The organism is Bradyrhizobium sp. AUGA SZCCT0283, assembly GCF_018130385.1.
Lineage (GTDB): Bacteria > Pseudomonadota > Alphaproteobacteria > Rhizobiales > Xanthobacteraceae > Bradyrhizobium.
Genome location: NZ_JAFCLU010000045.1, coordinates 1 through 17,379, shown reverse-complemented (window position 1 = coordinate 17,379; position 17,379 = coordinate 1). Strand labels below are relative to the sequence as shown.

12 protein-coding genes are annotated in these 17,379 nt (G+C 54.7%); 8 read left to right on the top strand and 4 right to left on the bottom strand.

Annotation, left to right across the window (positions count from 1 at the left end; translation table 11 throughout):
- The first annotated feature begins 575 nt into the window (after positions 1–575).
- The 5 genes from JQ624_RS34645 (at position 576) to JQ624_RS34625 (ending at position 6,471) form a co-directional block, all read left to right on the top strand.
- Positions 576–3,008: a hypothetical protein gene (locus tag JQ624_RS34645; protein ID WP_212423373.1), complete on the top strand. Its 2,433-nt coding sequence runs from the start codon at positions 576–578 to the stop codon at positions 3,006–3,008.
- A 3-nt stretch (positions 3,009–3,011) separates the two neighbouring features.
- A complete protein-coding gene (locus JQ624_RS34640; protein WP_212423372.1) occupies positions 3,012–3,311 on the top strand; it encodes a hypothetical protein in 300 nt (99 codons plus the stop codon).
- 814 nt (positions 3,312–4,125) lie between these two features.
- Complete coding sequence (locus JQ624_RS34635) at positions 4,126–4,659, top strand: helix-turn-helix domain-containing protein (RefSeq protein WP_212423371.1); 534 nt, start codon at positions 4,126–4,128, stop codon at positions 4,657–4,659.
- 111 nt (positions 4,660–4,770) lie between these two features.
- The gene (locus JQ624_RS34630) at positions 4,771–5,016 is read left to right on the top strand and encodes a hypothetical protein (protein ID WP_212423370.1); all 246 of its coding nucleotides are present in this window, start codon (positions 4,771–4,773) and stop codon (positions 5,014–5,016) included.
- 723 nt (positions 5,017–5,739) lie between these two features.
- A complete protein-coding gene (locus JQ624_RS34625; protein WP_212423369.1) occupies positions 5,740–6,471 on the top strand; it encodes a tyrosinase family protein in 732 nt (243 codons plus the stop codon).
- Here JQ624_RS34625 and JQ624_RS39840 read toward each other — a convergent pair.
- Positions 6,402–7,076 (bottom strand): DUF6538 domain-containing protein, encoded by a 675-nt coding sequence (locus tag JQ624_RS39840; RefSeq protein WP_409334410.1) that lies wholly within the window; start codon positions 7,074–7,076, stop codon positions 6,402–6,404. The two genes, JQ624_RS34625 and JQ624_RS39840, sit on opposite strands and share 70 nt — an antisense overlap.
- 188 nt (positions 7,077–7,264) lie before the next feature.
- Entirely contained in the window at positions 7,265–7,537 is a 273-nt protein-coding gene (locus tag JQ624_RS39835) for a helix-turn-helix domain-containing protein (RefSeq protein ID WP_409334409.1), read from the bottom strand.
- Between the two features lie 1,034 nt (positions 7,538–8,571).
- Here JQ624_RS39835 and hsdR point away from each other — a divergent pair.
- Genes hsdR through JQ624_RS34610 form a run of 3 tightly spaced genes read left to right on the top strand, consistent with a single transcriptional unit; the run spans position 8,572 to position 13,774 of the window.
- Positions 8,572–10,953, top strand: coding sequence for an EcoAI/FtnUII family type I restriction enzme subunit R (gene hsdR / locus JQ624_RS34620; protein ID WP_212423397.1), 2,382 nt, complete (start codon positions 8,572–8,574; stop codon positions 10,951–10,953).
- Positions 10,954–10,958: 5 nt separating this feature from the next.
- Entirely contained in the window at positions 10,959–12,395 is a 1,437-nt protein-coding gene (locus JQ624_RS34615; RefSeq protein ID WP_212423368.1) for a class I SAM-dependent DNA methyltransferase, read from the top strand.
- Positions 12,395–13,774 (top strand): restriction endonuclease subunit S, encoded by a 1,380-nt coding sequence (locus JQ624_RS34610; RefSeq protein ID WP_212423367.1) that lies wholly within the window; start codon positions 12,395–12,397, stop codon positions 13,772–13,774. Before JQ624_RS34615 ends, JQ624_RS34610 begins: the two co-directional genes overlap by 1 nt.
- A gap of 227 nt (positions 13,775–14,001) precedes the next feature.
- Here JQ624_RS34610 and JQ624_RS34605 read toward each other — a convergent pair whose 3' ends face one another.
- Together JQ624_RS34605 and JQ624_RS34600 are read right to left on the bottom strand one after the other, a co-directional pair.
- A complete protein-coding gene (locus tag JQ624_RS34605; protein ID WP_212423366.1) occupies positions 14,002–15,699 on the bottom strand; it encodes an ATP-binding protein in 1,698 nt (565 codons plus the stop codon).
- A complete protein-coding gene (locus JQ624_RS34600) occupies positions 15,696–16,979 on the bottom strand; it encodes an SIR2 family protein (RefSeq protein WP_212423365.1) in 1,284 nt (427 codons plus the stop codon). The genes JQ624_RS34605 and JQ624_RS34600 overlap by 4 nt, the downstream gene beginning before the upstream one ends.
- Positions 16,980–17,379: the final 400 nt, after the last annotated feature.

Here is a 17,379-nt window from a genome sequence, read left to right as displayed (position 1 = left end):
CGCGCCAACGCTTTTGAACCTCGTCATAGAATGGAGCGAGAATCTGCGCGTCTAGTTTAGCAAGCTCTTTTTCTATGTGCCCCTTCTCTAACTTTCTCCGCTTCTTCATGCGAGCCAGCTGTCACAACCCTAATTTGCCCATCGATTAGGTAGTACCAAGTGTTTACGACCACAAACTGCGCCACCGGACTGAACCGGTCCTCATTGTACTTCTTCAATGCTGGCCAGAAGGTATCGGAAGACTGAACCGCTCTTTCGCTCTGGACTTCAGAACTCCCCTGCATTTTCCAGAGCGCTCTCGCTTAGACCACGCAACAAGTTCAAGTCCCCCTGCGATTGCAAATGTGCCACTGCACGTTTGGTGCAGAGTCATGTGTCGCCTGAAACGTGGGTCATTTTCCTCCCCCTTCATAGCCTTGAACTATTTGAGTTCTTCGCAACTCCCTGGCGTCGCTAAAGTCGTCAAAGAAAAGACCTTGCATCTTATAGTTTCGTATCTATACTTGTGCTCTCTCAGCATTTTTTGACAAAATCCGATTGCGCAAGACCCTGAAATCGTATCGCAGGAGGCGCATATGGAAGTTCGTAGCGGGTCTTTTAGTTACGTCCGCATCCGCGATACCGGTCCCCAGATTCACGAACGCACGTTCAATTTCAATTCTCCAGTCAACCAGGCAGTGGCTATTCTAACCGGGACCAATTTTGGTTTTTCCCCTCGAAACGATCACCACCTGGGCCTGGTCAGTGTGCGGCTGGATAGAATCATCGACGATGACGTCGTCACTGTAACCGGAACTTTCGGCGTGCGCGACTGGAGCGATGAATGGGATGATGACTATGAGGGAACGATCCAATTTCTGCTGCTGGCCGATCTGGAAACCGGGGCGCAGCCTTCCAATCTATCCATCACCGGGATTGAGTTTAACCAGGCTACTCAGTTCTTCCGCTCCCAACTACATCTCGACCCCGCCAATGCCCGGCCAGACAACTCGATCCCCATGATCGGAGCAAAAAACACGCTTGTGCGCTTGTATGTGGATACACAGAACGATCCTACCCGGCCTACCATTGCCAGTGTTTCCGGTATCTTGGAAATACGCCCGGGAGGTAGCGCGAACTGGACGAGCCTAAACCCGCTGAATGCACCGATCCCACCCATCCAGGATGGCGCCATTCGCAGGGTGAACGCCAATCACACATTGAATTTCAAGATTTCGGGGCCATTTTCTGCCGGCCGCCTGGATTACCGGGTGAGGGCTTTCGATGCCTCGCATCCAGGTCAACCTGGTTTTACCAGCGGACGGACGCAAGGCTCGCTACAATTTACCAATGTTGCGCCGCTGCGGCTTCGGGGAGTAGGCGTGCGTTACACTGGCAACGATTCAATGGGAAACCCTACCGATATCCCCGCTCCCACCATTGTCGATCTGAGAAACACGCTCAGCTTCACGACCAAGACGTACCCGGTCGGACAGGTTTTCATCTCCGGTTTCGATACGATCACTTATGATGGGGATTTTACCGATAAATCCGGCGATGGTTGTGGGGATGGCTGGGACGGATTGCTGGATCGTCTCAGAGACATGCAGGGCGACAGCGACGACGTCTATTTTGGGATTATTGCAGACAGCGTACCAAGAGGCTGGGGAGGCTGCGGTGGCGGGGACGGGCGAGTGGCAGCCGCCCCGGTGGGCGGGACCAGGACCACGGCACAGGAAGTCGCGCACGCGTTTGATCGCGACCATGCACCCTGTCCCCCGGCCGGGCAGCCCAACGCACCAGACAACATCGACGATAATTACCCAGTCTACAATGCGTTCATGTCCGGCAGCATCGGAGAGTATGGCATCAGCGACGGCGGACTCGTTCAGGACCCGGCAACAACCGCGGACTTTATGAGTTACTGCAGCTCGCGTTGGGTTTCGCCCTACACCTACCTTGGGCTGCTCGGCAATTTTCCAATCGTCTTCTCCAGCACCTTTTCTCTTTCGCGTAGCCCTCAAGAGGACGAGGAAAATCTCCGCCTGATCGAACAACATATGTTCCTTAAGTTCCGCATCTATCGCAGCGGCGAAGTCATGGTGGCTCCCAGCTTTCATTACGAATCCAGAAATATCGAGCGAAAAGGAAAATGGACGCCCTACGGGATCGAGCTGCGCGACGAGCGAGACCATGTGCTGGTTTCCCGGAGGGTATGGCTGCTCGACCGGCATAAGGATCTGGACAGCGCCTGGGTGGATTTCACAAAGCAGCTTCCTTTCCCGCAGAACACGACTTTCATCGTGTTTACCTGCGGCAAGGCCGGGGACTGTGCGCAAAAAGAGCTTCACCGGGTGAAAGTTCCCCCCAATTCACCGCGCGTCAGCGTTACTTCGCCCGGGAAGAGCGACGAACTCAGCGGCAAGGTAAAGGTGGCCTGGCAGGTTCAGCCGCGCAACCGAGCAGTTTTTACCTCTCTGGTACGTTACAGCAATGATGCAGGACGTACCTGGCAAGCAGTTGCGCCGCGCACGCAGGCAAGAAGCCTGGAAGTAGACCTCGACCGACTTCCCGGCGGAGAGACTTGCATATTCCAGGTGTTGGTGACCAGCGGCATCCGCACGGCAATGGCAGTCAGCGAGCCGTTTCGGGTTCCCAGGAAAGAAATTGAGGTTACCCTATCCGCTCCTGAAACGGGAACTGTGGTCACGATGGGGGAACGATCCATAGTGGTCGGAGAGGCCTTCTCTCCGGATCTAGGTTCGGTTCGACCAAAGGATCTGGAATGGACCTCGGATGTGCAAGGCAATCTTGGCAGCGGGAATGAGCTGGATCTGGACCAGCTTCGACCGGGCCGGCATACGATTACCTTGAGCGCGCCTGGGGCAGACAAGACGAAGCGATCCGCCAAAATCCAGATCGAAGTGCGCGAGCCAAAACCGCGCACCCATACGTCGCGCACCCATCCTGGCCACCGCTCGGCAGATCATGATGCAGGCCGGATTCGCGATGAGCCGAAGGGAGATTGAACGATGGAAATCCGTACGGGTTCGGTTGTGTTTGGAAAAGATAGGGGCAGTGGACCCCGGACAGACATCGCTGACGTGGATTTTGGGATAAATATCACCAGTGCCTGGGCCGTACTGACCGGCATGGATTTTGGTTTCTCCCCCCGTGACGATCACCACCTGGGAATGGTCGATATCAAGGTAGATGCGGCGGTTCTCGGCACAGTTGCGCGGGTTACGGCGACTCTGGGCGTGCGCGACTGGTCCGATAACTGGGATGACAATTACGAGGGGACGGTTTATTTTGCCGTTCTGGCTGAGTAGGCAGGATCTCCCCCGAGCGTCCTGTACACGGCCCGTCCCTTTCGATGAGGACGCTCGTGAAACTCCTCGCTGAACTTCGTTGTCCCCAGCTGCCATTCGACAACGGTCGAAGTTCATGGAATCGATTCTAGATATATGCAAAGGGCTGTCTTGTATGCGCGCGTGAGCAGCGACGCACAGCAGAAAGAGGCGACCATCGAGAGCCAGCTTTTCTAGCTCAAGAAACAGATCGCCGCAGCCGGCCATGAGCTCGTCAAGGAATACATCGACGATGGGCATACCGGCACGCTCTTGGATCGTCTGCTTTCGCTGTTGACGATTGATCTCTCCAGCAATTCCTGGCGTTGCTCAAGGAGGACCGTTCCGAACCTATCTAGCGTGGCGCTGTTCGTTGACCCCCAATATTCAATCATGCAGCCGCGCATGATTCCGGCCTACACAGCGGCGACCAAGACGCTCGGACTTTCGTTTCGTTCGGTCGCGATTCCAATACTGACGCTATCGAACCGGCATTCGCACAGGCACGACCCCAAAGCGGACATTGGACTTCGGGCCAACTCGATACCACCGGCTAGATTTTCAAAAATGAGGAAGGTCCCTCGACGCACAAAAACGGGAAGGCAAATACATGCAAAATTCTTTCCGTAGCAATCTCCCTCTGTCTGGGTCTCCGAGGATCACCCCTGAGGGAGGGGCCCTTCCCTCCTGGTTGATCCCGTTGTTGGGGAACGTTGAGCGGACAGCACGCACGTTGTCACGGGACAGCGAAGCTCAGCGGTTTCTCGTAAAATATCTTGGGATCCTAAGTCAGCCTTTGACAACGCCCGAGTTGCGTTATGTGGTCGTGACCCACATCCATGAGCTGATCGCGGTGGTGCTTAGTGACGCGAGCACAAAGGCAAACATGTATCGCGTGCCTGAGGCGCGACTAAGGGCGATCAAGGCCTATATCCTCGAAAATCTTAGGAACCCAGAACTCTCAGAGACCGCAGTGGCACTTAGGCAGGGCGTGACGTCACGATACATTCGTAAGCTGTTCGAGCTGGAAAATACTACCTTCTCAAAGTTCGTGCTCAGCCATCGCCTGATGCACGCGCATCGCATGCTTTCCGACTCTCTTTTAACCGCCATGAATATCAGTGCCATCGCCTTAGAGGTCGGGTTCAGCGATCTGTCCTATTTTGATCGCACCTTCCGCCGACAATTTCACGCGACCCCTTCAGAGGTAAGGCAATCGAGGTACGAGCAATCCTCGCCGCCCCACAGCGTGTCCCCGCAACGTGCGAGACCATCTCCTGAAAGGGGTCGCCAAGCTGATTCCCCTCCGTGCAACCCCTCTTCCTTCTAGTCCAAGACAGGGATTCAGCCGGGATGGTATGCTTATCGTCGGGGTGCGATAGAAATCCACATCGGCACTCTGATTATACAAACAAAGTCTCGTCGTGAGGAGGTACCGGCAATGGCCTGGAAGACATGCGAGGTCACGTGGGCTGGTCCAATAGAGCAGGGTACGATCTTCATCGCTTTGAAGGCTACCGATGGCTCGTTGGGCTGGGGCCGTTGGTTTCAAGCCTTTCCCGGCATGCAGAAAGAGATGCTAGCGACGGCGCTCTGTGCGCTGAGCTGTAATCTGCTTGTTGATGCTGCTCTGCAGGACAATTTACAAGAATATAGCGTATGTGAACGTCTGTACGCCCATCGTTGAACGTTTACCTTTCGCTATCCCGCTCCGGCACCCAGGGCCGGGGAGTGGGCGTTTTACCCCAAATCTACGGGGCTGGCGCGGAACCTTGAGATGAGGAAACTCTCAAAAAAAAAACGCCAAAATCTCGCGCGTCGCGACGGATCGTTCGGGCGCAGGTCAGTGAGACCGCGCCGGAAAGGACGGAAACAGTGTCCAACGTAGAAAACCCACCCCTCGGACCTGGTGTCGGCGGCGGTACAGGACTCCAGAACCCACCCCTCGGGCCTGGTGTCGGCGGTACGAGACTCCAGAACCCACCCCTCGGACCTGGTGTCGGCGGCGGTACAGGACTCCAGAACCCACCCCTCGGGCCGGGCGTCGGCGGTACGAGACTCCAGAACCCACCCCTCGGGCCTAGTGTCGGCGGTACGAGACTCCAGAACCCACCCCTCGGACCTGGTGTCGGCGGTCGGCGGCGCCCGGCCAGGAGCTTCCAAATTGAACCTCAACACCAAGAGTACAAGGGGCATCGCATCGAACTGCGTGCGCGCGAAGACGAACGCGCAGCCGAGCTCGAACTACTAATTGATGGCCAACCGGTTCGCTACGGCCAATTCCCAGACGGGCTGTACTTTCTGCACGCGTACGCCTTCGACTGGACTGACAACCTGATGGACCTTGCGCGAAGGTTCATCGACTATCGGAGTAGGACCGACAGAATTCGGCGCGAACGTGATTATTGACATGTACACTCGTAAAAACTACCGCAAACTCACGGATCTCGAACGCGGCACTTTCGTTCAAGCGCTCTTCCATGTGAAATCAACCGGCCTCGTCGACCATTTTGCTCAAGTACACTCGACGCACTTTACCCACGGCATACATCGGAATTCACACTTCCTGCCGTGGCACCGGGAACTCCTCCTCCGCTTCGAGCACGCGCTGCAAGAGTTTGACCCCAGCGTCACGATCCCCTATTGGGACTGGACGGTCGACCGTAGCCCGTCTGATCCCTTGTGGGCCAACAGCTTCCTGGGCCAGTTCAATTCGGCCTGGGGTCTTGGTCGGGCGTTCGGGGGGGCCACATTGCCAACGTCGCAGCAGGTGGAGACGAATCAAGGGCAAGGCACTTACGACGCCTTTTCCCAAGGGCTGGAATCGCCCATTCACGGTTCGCCACACATTTGGGTCGGTGGCGTCATGGCCAGCGTCCGCGCGCCCGGCGATCCAGTCTTCTATCTGCATCACGGCCAGATCGACCTGTTGTGGGCGCGATGGCAGCTCGCCCATCCCAACGCGCCGTTTGTGCCGTTTGGCGGCACTCCTAACGGTCTCAACGAGCCTCTGATGGAGTGGCCTGATCGCACACCGGCAGATGTGCTTGATCATCACGCCCTGGGCTACCGCTACGACTTTGAGCCGGTCGTCGAGCCTGTGCGTTTCCCGCTCGAGGCCGTGTCACTGCTTATGCTCTGAAAGACGGCTCCAATCGTCATCAATAAGCGATCGGCAGGTAGAGCTCCAGCGCCGCAGTCAGCGCCGCGGGCGACGTGCCGGCCAGCCGTGCGTACTCGGACTGCGCGGCCGCATTGACCGCGCGCGGCCGCTCCGGTTTGTCGACGAGTTCCCGAGCTCGGAAAGGACGACGTGGGTGCGAGCAAGGTCGAAGGCATGTTTTGTTGGTCGAGCCGCTTCCGGTCGGCTGGGCTCAGCGGTTGTGTGATGTCCGTGTAGACGTCCTGCGTGTCAGACGCGGTCCAGAGCCTAGCCCCGATTTCGACATCCCATCGCAACGGCTGGTAAGGATCCGCCTCAAGCTGGCGTCGAAGTTGCTCACCAATTTCCGAAGCGAGTCGCGCGATATCGTCCGGCGACAACGGGCGCTGGCCGGCCCGCAAGTTGGCCCAGCGCTCCTCGACTTCCGCCAGCTTCAGCGCATGAAGTCGCTTGGCTTCAATCGGGTCGCGCGTGCCTAAACTGACTTTCTCTTCACGCCTCCCGATCAGGCTGCGAAGATCGTCCGGAACACGTTTCCGGAACCAATAATAACCGCTGTCGGGGTGTTTCTGGGGACGAGTCATCGAAAGTGCCATGTGTACCGCCCGTGTGTACCAATCGGGAGGCGAAAAGCCTATGGCAATCAATGACCTGTTGATTTTATTGGGTTTCTTGTGCCCGTGGCGGAGAGGGAGGGATTCTCATCCTCGATACCGGATGGTTACAGTATACTTCTCTCCGAGGCGATGAACTCTGCCGGTCGCCGCCGAGCCTATCCGCTCCCAAGCCCGCATGATCCTTTCCCCCTGAGCGCGCCCCCGCACCGTGCTGCTGGGGGTTGCTCCCTTAAGTCGCACGTGGATTGGTTCGACATGTTGGTGTCAAGGAGCGCCAGAAGTGATTGCACCACTACTAATCGCCGACGTCCGATCGTTGTCGTGACGATATGCCCAGCTCCCATCAACTCGTACAGCTTCGTGCGTCCCAAGCCGGTCACTTCGCATGCATCGTCAATCGTGCAGGTGAGCCGCTGCGCGAATGGCATCGTGCTCGGTTCTGCGGCATTCGGAGTGGATAGACTGACTTGTGACAGTTGGCCGCCAGTTTTCTCTCGTCGATTGTATCTCACGTGGCCCTTCGTACAAAGCTCGACAGGAACAAGAGTTGATTGAGCGACGAGCATCGTCAATGCGAACATCCGAGGGCGCTCGCGTACGACAGTGCACGTTAGCGGTGGTTTGAATATTTCCGGACATCAAGGGCGACGAGGAAATTTTTCGCGAATGCGCCAGCCACAGTGAGGCATCGCGCCGAGGCTAGTCTGCTAAGGTCGGCGGCAAATTCCCCAAGCGTTCGCCGGTGTTCACCAGCGTCTTATTCAACCATTATTCAACGATCGAGGCTGATGGCTACCTAAGTGCCTGAGTTTGCTGGCGCTCCCTAGGGGAGACGGCGACCACTCTCAGAAACCCATATAAACCAAGCACATCTCAGCTTGTCTGCTTCCCGATTGCTACCACCAGAAGCTACCACCGGCAAGGCTCGAAAGCTGCGCCGCCCACAACGATTGGCGCGCCCGAAGAGAGGACCTGCCCGCTAACCGAAACCCTTGTATTTGCTGCATAACTTGATCGTCCGCCGCTCAGATTGATACCACCTGAGTATCCCAGCGCCAACTGAGTTTGCTCGATTCGGAATACCCTCGGGCACTCCTAAGATGGAGCGGATGAAGGGAAACTACGCGCTCGCCCGCAGATGCTGAAATGATTGGCTTTTTTGCTCGCGATTGACTTGCTTTTGCAGCATAGGTTTGTAGCGCGAGCCAGCCTGTTGCGCCCTAACCCAGCTTCCGAAGTACCACGCACTAGTAGACCCCGTCGCGTGCAGGAAAGAGGCTTTCGCGCGACGTCGCTACCTCCCGATACTCAGCACATCGCCTTTGCACCATATTAGGCTGAACATCGGCCTTTCGCCAATTCGTGGTTGTAAGGGCAATGGAATCAAGCGATTGATAGCCGAGGGCATCTTGCTGCCGGGGCAAGATGTTGAAGGGTAGTCGGGATGGCCGAGCAGTCGAATATCAAGATGAGCGCCCTCAGCGAACGCGACATCTGCACAAAATTCATTACCCCTCACCTCATTGCGGCCGGCTGGGATTTACACACGCAATTTCGGGAAGAGGTAGGGTTTACCGACGGACGGATTTATGTCCGAGGGAAACTCCACGCGCGTGGTGCACAAAAGCGGGCCGACTACATTCTTTACTTTAAGCCAAACATCCCGATCGCGCTCATCGAAGTAAAGGATAACAACCACTCTGTTAACGCCGGCATTCAACAGGGCCTTGCCTACGCTGAAACGCTCGAGATCCCGTTCGTCTTTAGCACCAATGGTGATGCTTTTCTCTTTCATGACAAGACAATAACATCCGGCCCGATCGAAACGCAGATTCCGTTAAACGCCTTTCCTTCTCCTAATCAGCTCTGGAACAGATACAAACTTTTTAAAGGAATCGGTGACGACATAGCGCCGATTGTATCTCAAGATTATTTCTCAGACGGTCTGGCACGCTCGCCGCGCTACTATCAACAGATCGCCATTAACAGGACCGTCGAAGCTGTCGCCCGAAAAGACGGCGATAGCCGACATCTGCTCGTAATGGCAACCGGGACAGGCAAGACGTACACGGCATTTCAGATAATTTACCGTCTTTGGAAGAGCGGTCTAAAGAAGCGCATCCTGTTTTTAGCTGACCGTACCGCGCTTATTGACCAAACTATTCGCGGCGATTTTCGTCACTTCAAGGATGCAATGACGATAATCAAGCACAAGCAGATCGACACGGCTTACAATATCTACCTCGCGCTCTATCAAGGACTGTCTGATAACAATAACGACGACGCTTACAAACAGTTCAGCCCTGAGTTTTTCGACCTTATTATTGTAGATGAGTGCCATCGCGGAAGCGCCCGCGAGGACAGCAAATGGCGCGCAATCTTGGAATACTTCAAAGGCGCGACGCACATCGGGCTGACCGCTACGCCGACAGAGACCAAGGAGGTTTCGAGTACTGAGTACTTCGGCGACCCATTGTACACTTATTCGCTTAAGCAAGGAATCGACGACGGATTTCTCGCTCCGTACAAGGTCGTCAAGGTCACGCTGGACATTGACGCAGAAGGCTGGAGACCGCCAAAAGGGTTCAAGGATAAAAATGGAAATGTGGTGGACGACCGCATCTACAATCGCGTCGACTTCGATAAGCACCTTGTTGTAGACGAGCGCCGTGCACTGGTAGCGCGAAAGATCACCGAATTCCTCAAAGGAAGCGACCGCTTCTCGAAGACCATTGTTTTCTGTGTCGACATTGAGCATGCCGAAGGGATGCGGAAGGAGCTGGCGAACGCCAATACCGACCTCGTTGCCGTTAACAGTAAATACGTGATGCAAATCACCGGAGACAACGAGGAGGGCAAACGCGAATTAGACGCGTTCATCAGTCCATCCGAACGCTACCCCGTCATCGCGACCACCTCGAAACTTATGACAACGGGGGTCGATGCGCAGACGTGTCGTCTCATCGTTCTCGATTCAAATATTGGTTCAATGACAGAATTCAAACAGATTATTGGGCGCGGCACTCGTATCAATGAAGATTTCGGCAAGTTCTACTTCACCATCATGGACTTCCGCAACGTGACCGCGCTATTCGCGGACAAAGCGTTTGATGGTGATCCCGTTCGCATCAAAGAAGCCGGCGAGCACGACGATATCTCCGGAGCAGAGAATGAGGCAGATGATGTAACGGAAGTCGACGCAAATACGGGCGAGGAAGTCCTTTTTCCTCAGCCAGAAAAGCCAAATATCTCGATTGAAGGAATTCCCGACCAAGTTCAGGGCCGAAAGGTGACTGTGAATGGCGTGGAAGTAAGCATCATAAAAGAACACGTTCAATACATGGGTGCCGATGGCAAGATTATCACGGAGAGTCTTCGCGATTATACTCGCAAGAGTGTTCGACGAACGTATGCTTCGCTCGACTCTTTCCTCAGGTCCTGGAAACAGGCTGACAAGAAGCGCGCGATTGTGCAAGAACTCGAGCAGCACGGGGTAATGTTTGCTGCTCTGAACGAGGAGATCGGTTCTGCGTTCGATCCCTTCGATTTGATCTGTCATGTTGCGTATGAACAGAAGCCTCTTACTCGGAAAGAGCGTGCGGACCGCGTGAAGAAGCGCAACTATTTTACGAAATACGGAGAACTTGCTCGCAAAGTGATCGACGCGCTCCTAGACAAGTATGCCGATGACGGACTGCTTGACCTTGAAAATCCGGCCATCATCACGCTGGATCCAATCAACCGGTTGGGTACCGCTCCCGAAATTATCGGCGCCTTTGGAGGCAAGCCCTCGTATGAGGCAGCGATTCATAGGTTGACCGGTGAACTCTATAGAGTTGTCTGAACAAAATGAACAACATCTCCGCGATAATAAAGAACGTACGCAATATCATGCGCCAAGACCGGGGGGTCTCCGGCGATGCCCAACGGCTTGAGCAGCTTGGTTGGCTGCTTTTCCTGAAGATTCTAAATGATAAGGACAAGGAGCTTGAACTCCTTCGGGATCGCTATCGCTCTGTCATCCCTGACAAATTCCAGTGGCGCAATTGGGCGTCCGATCCCGAGGGTATGACCGGTGAAGAGCTAATCCTCTTTATTGACCATCCAACTGATGGGTTGTTCGCAACGCTCAAGAAGCTGCGCGCCCCGCAAGCTCCGCAGCGCGCCGCTCTTGTTCGCGAGGTTTTTGATGGCTCGAACAACTACATGAAATCGGGCTACGAACTTCGAAAAGTCATAAATCAACTCAACGGTTTCGATTTTAACAGTAGCGAAGACCGGCATGTCTTTGGCACGGTTTATGAGAGCATCCTCGTCGAGTTGCGTGATGCCGGCAATAAGGGAGAATACTACACGCCCCGGGCTATCACGCGATTTATGACGCGCATGATCGCTCCACGGCTTGGCGAAAGAATTCTCGATCCAGCGGCCGGAACTGGCGGGTTTCTCTCTGCTGCCATTGATTTGGTTCGCGATACGCAAGTCCGCACTCTCGACGATGAGGCAATTCTGCAAAAATCCATCGTTGGTTGGGAGTTAAAGCCAGTATCCTACGTCCTCGGCCTCACTAATCTAATTCTCCACGGGCTCGATGTGCCAGACTGGCATTACGTCGATAGTCTTAAGACCGAATACAACTCCATTGGCCCAAAGCAACAAGTGGACGTCATCCTTGCCAATCCGCCATTTGGTGCAAGCATTGCCGACGGAGTGGAAACCAATTTCCCACAATCATTTCGGTGCCGAGAGTCAGCGGACCTCTTCGTCATTCTCATGATTCAGCTTCTGAAGCCCGGCGGCCGTTGCGCTATCGTACTGCCGGACGGATGCATCACGGGAGACGGCTACAAGGAACGTATCCGCGAAAAGTTGCTTACCGACTGCAATCTTCACACCGTCATTCGCCTGCCGCAATCGACATTTCACCCGGCTACAGTCTCGACGAACCTGCTTTTCTTTGAGAAAGGAACACCCACCAAGGACATTTGGTTTTATGAGCACCAGCTTCCTGAGGGGCAAAAAAGCTATTCGAAGACAAAACCAATTCAGTTCGACGAGTTCGAACCGATGATTGCTTGGTGGCACAAGCGCAAGGAAACCCAAGTCGCTTGGCGGGTGAGGGTTGACGATCTAAAGAGAGGCTTTGATCTAGATGTCAAAAACCCAAACTCGTCGGTGGAAGAACGTGATCATACGGTAGGTGGACTGCTGAACCAGTTGGCAGAGCGGCAGCAAAAAATTGAACTGCTTGTTACTCAGCTAAAAGCCGCTCTTAGAGTGAGTTGATGATGGCGCGCCTCGGAGATTACATACAAGAAGAGTGCCGCCCCCTTGGATCTTTGGGAGCGCAGCATCTCCGCCTTATCGGCGTGAGCAACGAGCACGGTTTGCACGTCAGCGGGCGCGACTTGTCTGACGACATATCGAACTACCAGAGAATCGAGAAGAACTGGTTTGCCTACAACCCTATGAGGGTTAACGTCGGCTCGATTGGTCTCGCTGACGATGAGTCCAAGATTGGGTTTACAAGCCCAGATTACACAGTCTTTTCCTGTAAAGATGGATTAGATCCTCACTACCTACTGCACTTCCTAAAGAGCGAATATGGGCTCGAAGCAATCGCACGCAACTGCTCTGGAGCCGTCCGCAAGCGGCTGTATTTTAACGGCCTTGCAGAGATTGAGCTTCCGATTCCAAACATCGATGAACAGCGTGCGTTGGTTAAGCGGATTCACGAGATTGTCGACTCCATCAGCTTTATATCGAAGCAGAACAGTGACCGCCACGAGTTACCCAAGCTTGAACGCGCGCTTCTTCAGGCAGCGATCCAGGGAGAGCTGACGGCTGACTGGCGCGCAGCGCATCCAGACGCTGAACCTGCGCGCGTGGCGCTCGCTCGCATCTGTTCTGAAAAAGCACGACTTATCGCCCTCAAGGTGCTCCGTCCGAAGGATGGTCTACCGAAAATAACGAATGCCAATACCCCATTCAAAATCCCGAAGACTTGGGAGTGGTGCAGTTTGGGTGAAATCGCGATGGATGTCACCTACGGCACTTCGCAGAAAGCGCACATTGAAGCCGAGGGCATCCCTGTTCTGCGTATGGGCAATATAACGATTGATGGCAGGATAAACTTCGCCAACCTGAAATACGTCTCTCCGCGGATCAAGGACCTGCCTCGCCTGTTCCTTAATTCAGGGGATATCGTGTTTAACCGAACAAACTCCTACGAGTTGGTCGGCAAGTCTGCCGTGTTTCGTCGAAACCAACAGTTTACGCTCGCGTCCTACCTTATTCGAATCCGTCTTCATGAAGAGCTCATCCCCGAGTATGTTGCTTACCTTATAAATAGTCCAATTTGCCGCACCATGTTTATCGAACCAAACATCGTCCAACAGAATGGGCAGGCAAATTTTAACGGCTCGAAACTCAAAGCCATCCCGATCCCATTGCCGCCTGTCGCCGAACAAGCCGCTATAGTGGAACGAATTGAAGCTCTCTCTGAGACGTGCCGCGCGTTGGTAGTCGAGATAAACCATTCGCGTACAGACGCTGCCGACCTCCTTCAAGCCGTGCTGCGTGATACATTCTCAAGCTCCGAGGCCGCATCGGCTTTGCGCTTGCCCGTCGAAGCTGCAAGGGAAGTCGCCGCTTTAGCCGTCTGACGCCATAGGTGCAACCACTCGGCTATCCACGCCAACGTCATCGTGCGTGGCCATGGACTAGCAGAGCATGACCAAAGTAAGTTCGTTGCGTTGCCGGCAAATTTCGCTGTACCTGACTGAGCCTCCCTCGACGCCTTCCGTCGCGCCATAAACTCGACCCAGCTTCTGAGCACCGAGCCTACTGGGTGAATCTTCCGTTCGATGCTGCAACCAACAATAACGGGCGATTAGTTCGCCTTTCGTCCTCGCCAGAATTTGTTGTAGTCAGGCCCTTTGGAATCAGGAGGAACTCTGGGCTCGTGGATTTGAACCGGCATAGGAGCTGGAAGGTCCGGACCCACAATTATCGCCTCACCAGGTGCAAGCGTGGGAATGAACATAGCGGCGTTCTTATCCAAATCCCCGCACGCGCGCTCGACCGCGTGGCGATCCTCATCGTTAGTCAGACGATGCACGATCAGCGTACCCAACTGGCTTAGAACGTCGTGAGGGATATCTCTGGGGCGCTGCGTCGCCATTACGGCCGTCAGTCCGTACTTTCGCCCTTCTTTTGCAACGATGCCGAAGGATTCCAGCTTCACACTGGCGTATTCGTCTCCAACGGTCCTTCCGAGAAACTGATGCGCCTCGTCGAGAATAGCGATAACGGGACGCTTTCGAAACAAGCCCCTCCTCGCCTCACTTAGAAGATAGCGACCAATTACGTTGAGAAGGATTTCACGAGTATTGTGCTCGAAGTGCACAGATTGAAACGAGATACGAATGATGTCGTCTTCGTCTTCTTCAAAAAACTTTGTTAGCACCTCAACCAATGAGGTGCCGGCGGTTTCAAAAATGCACGATAGTTGATGAGTGCCAATTAACGTTCGGATACGAGCAACAAGGGTTTCGCAGTGCGCCACCGAATTATCTGGTCCGCCCCAGTTATTCGCATTAGCGCCTTGACCGCTGGACCACACGCATTCCGCGGTTAGCTGTTCTGCCAGACCTTCGATTCTGAAGTTGCATAGAGGAGAGTTGATCGCATCTCTGTGCAGATCAATCGCATCAAGAAAGGGATCCCTTGGTTGGAAGGCTTTTTCAATGGTGCCTCGCTTGAACACGACACCCTCGGGCGCTTGTCCCCGACATGCACGAACTAACTTGAGGCTCCGAATCGCTTCTCTGAGTTTCGGACCTTGTGACTGGCCTGACGGACGAAATAGGGCGAAGAGATCCTCCTCTGTTGTTTGGGTGTAAGGGAAATGTACTCTCTGCGTTCCATCTTCTCCTTCGTTGAAGGCATAGTGTTTTGAAATCGACGGCAGGCCGGCGAACTCTCCTGTGGGGTCAAATAGTACACACTTTCCGCCACTGGCTTTGATCTGGTCCAGAAGAGTAGCAATAGTCCAACTCTTACCACCGCCCGTCGCACCAAACACACCGCAGTGACGGCCAAACAGTTTCTCGGGAGGCAGTCGCAAATGCATTCCACTGCCGGCGCTCAAGAGGCCGAGATCAATCGAGAGCTGCCCCTCACTCGACAGCGCATTTGCCGCCAGCTCCCCGAACAATTCAGGCGGAGCCAAATAGACGGCGTCACCCACGCGAGGATGTGTCCTCAGGCCACGGACGAGCTTACTTTGCTTTTGATCAACGGAGGCAAGGAGTTGAATGCGACCGATAGGATGCGGCACAGGCGCGGCCCCCATCCTTGGTTCCACACTCAAGCGCTCATTGTCGGGAAGCTTAACCTCGACAATTCTCCCCAAAAGCTTTGCACTTTCACAGTCTACAAACACGAAATCGCCGACGACACCGCGTGCAAGGGCTCGGCGTTCTGGATGGGCAGCGGCCTGAGGTAGATTCGCTTGCGCGATGGCCGCACCAACAAGCGTAATCGTCCCGACGTAACAACTTGGATCGACAAGGCTGTGCAAGGTCATACCGCGTCGCCCGGTGCTGGCTCGTTCAAAACCTTGATCCGTTCCGCGTGACGCTCACGCTCCGTTTGAGCGACAAGGTCGGGGATGGCCTGCGCTAGATCATCGAAGCGGGCGTTCAATAGCGTTATTCGTTGATCGCCAATATCCGCAAGACGTTTTAGCTTAGAGAAGCACGCGCTGACATTCGGCCGTGCTTGGGCAGTCGTCGCCAGCGCAAATTGATCTCGTTCCAACTCCTCGTCAGCCAGGAACGCAATGTCGCACGCCACAATGCGTAGCCTCATGTTGGCCTCGAGCGCAGCCATTATCGGCTTACTGATATGATCATCATTGAAGCCAAATCCAGAAACGATCAAAGCAGTGTCGGGCTCGCGCAGAGCCGTCTGCAGCGCAGACATCATGTCCAAGTAAGGCGTCTCGAACGCCTCCTGATATTTGCTGTCACGTGGATATATGAGGGCTGCGGCACCGTCCGCTTCACTGCGGGACCGTATCAATTCCGCACCTTTGCGCCGCCAGTCTATCGAGCCATGGAGCTTGTACAGAAGGAAAACACTCTCGATGTAGTCGGCTCCCTCGCTGCCAGCCTCTCGACGAACGATGTCGTATGAGAAATGCCCCCGGTCGTAGACTTGTGGCATGGAATGAGAAAATCCGTCGATCACGGTGAAGCGGAGTGCTCTGGCGGCGTACTCAAAGCCCAAGTCGTAATTTGTGGTGAATACTCGCGCCCGCGGCTTCCTCGCCCCGCGCCGCGCAATTTTTCGCAAAATCGCCTGATGCGCAGATAGGTCCGTGTCGTCACTCACGAAATCAACACGAGAGGCGATGGACCTTTCGGCCAATGCTATGAACTCAAGAACGTCTTGCGCCTTTTCAGGTCCAAATAGCTCAAGGTAGATTTTGCAGTGAGTTAGAAATTTCTCGATGTTCTTTTCGGCAACTATTGGCTTTGAGAGAGGCATATAGCCAGCGATTTGATCAATCGCGCGCTGCGTGGTCGCTGACGCGACAGCATCCCAAAGGTCCTTCATGCCGGGCGCCCTAAGCCCCTCTGGCTCGGTGTTCTTTGCACAAAAGGAAGAACCGGCCCCAGTCAGGAGGAGGAGGTTCGAAGCGTTTAGAACAGCAGTCAAAGATTGTTCGACTATATGCGAACTTCCGCGTTCAACCACTTCGCCTTTGTCATTTTTGGCATCGTCATACCCACTCCAGCCAGCTTCGCGCGTGTAGTGACGAATGTTACTTGCTGACGCCGGACGACCATCCCAGTAGCTCATGCATCTCTCCAAACGGCCTCAGCGAAATCTTTCGGGTAATTTGGGCATGACCAATCGAGGCATGCAAATCGGAATCACAGGGATTCAAAGTTGTGCATTGAATTTTGTCGATGCTCCGTATCTAATTCTCAAGAATACGATACACACGCATGGGGCAACTTATGGTAAAATCAGTACAATCTGTTAGGGCATTCGCTTACTTGAGGACCTCTTCAGCCGCCAACATCGGGGAGGATAAGGACAGCGCTCGCAGGCAGCTTCAAGCGATTGAGAGCTATGCCGAACGTGCCGGGGTCACTCTGGATGGGCGCTATAACGACGAGTGCAGCGCGACAATCTGGATGGGAATCCCGCGACAATCAGGATGAGAATGCGCCGCTGCTGGGGTGACGAAGGGAGG